This window comes from Levilactobacillus enshiensis (assembly GCF_007115095.1).
GTDB lineage: Bacteria > Bacillota > Bacilli > Lactobacillales > Lactobacillaceae > Levilactobacillus > Levilactobacillus enshiensis.
This window is the reverse complement of the sequence record NZ_SULH01000022.1, coordinates 5077-5988: the sequence shown is the minus strand read 5'-3', so window position 1 is coordinate 5988 and position 912 is coordinate 5077. Positions and strand designations below refer to the sequence as shown.

Below are 912 nucleotides of genomic sequence, written 5' to 3'. Positions count from 1 at the left end.
TCTGTGGTTACTAAATATCATAAGGGAAGGCATTCCCTATTTCTATACAATTTAGAAATCTTTTGTGCGTTTACACAAGATATTTTACGCTCTCTCGAAGAATGGAACAACAAACACTTTCAGAACTATGTTGAGCACAGTTGTTTGCATTCCGATTAATAAATGATACCACTCTAACATGATTCCCATCATTTTCTCAAAATAGTTTTGCTGCTCATAAAAAACGGTTTTTAATTTATCTGACATATAAGTCTCATCTTTTTATATTAAACTTTTTGCGATATCTGATAAAGGTCGTCCGTTTAATACCTGTATTTCGGGACACATCAATGTCACTCATGCCAGCTCGATAAAGCTTAAAAGCATGTTGCAAACGGGGATCATCTTTGGCATATTGGGGTTTGCGCCCATGATATTTACCCTGCTGCTTAGCTAAGGCAATCCCTTGTTGCTGGCGCTCAATGATTCGTTTACGTTCACTTTCGGCCTGATACTTATAGAGTTCAATAATCAAGTTGGTCATCAGTTGACGTAAATTTGGGTCAGCAATCCCTGTCATGGACGGCAAATTTAACACATCTAGGGTGGCACCCTTATTTTGAATAGAGTTCATGATCTTAGTCAAATCATGGTTGTTTCTGCCTAAGCGATCTAATTCAGTGACCATTACAATATCACCCTCACGAATATAGGCCAGCATTTTTTGCAGTTCTGGCCGATTAGTGTTAGCCCCACTTAATTTATCCGTAAATAATTTATCAACGTCTTTTAAAGCCGCTAACTGTCGATCTAAATGTTGCTCCTTGGAACTCACACGCGCATAACCGATTTTAGCCATTTCCAATTCTCCTTTTGGACAGTTCTAATGAACACTTGTAATTCCTAGTATAGCACAGAAATAAAAAAGACCAA

General features: G+C 37.7%; 1 protein-coding gene. It reads right to left on the bottom strand.

Annotated elements, in window-relative coordinates; genetic code table 11:
• Positions 1-253 precede the first annotated feature (253 nt).
• On the bottom strand, positions 254-838 hold the full coding sequence (locus FAY32_RS14085) for a recombinase family protein (protein WP_143464093.1): 585 nt from the start codon (positions 836-838) through the stop codon (positions 254-256).
• Between the last annotated feature and the right edge of the window lie 74 nt (positions 839-912).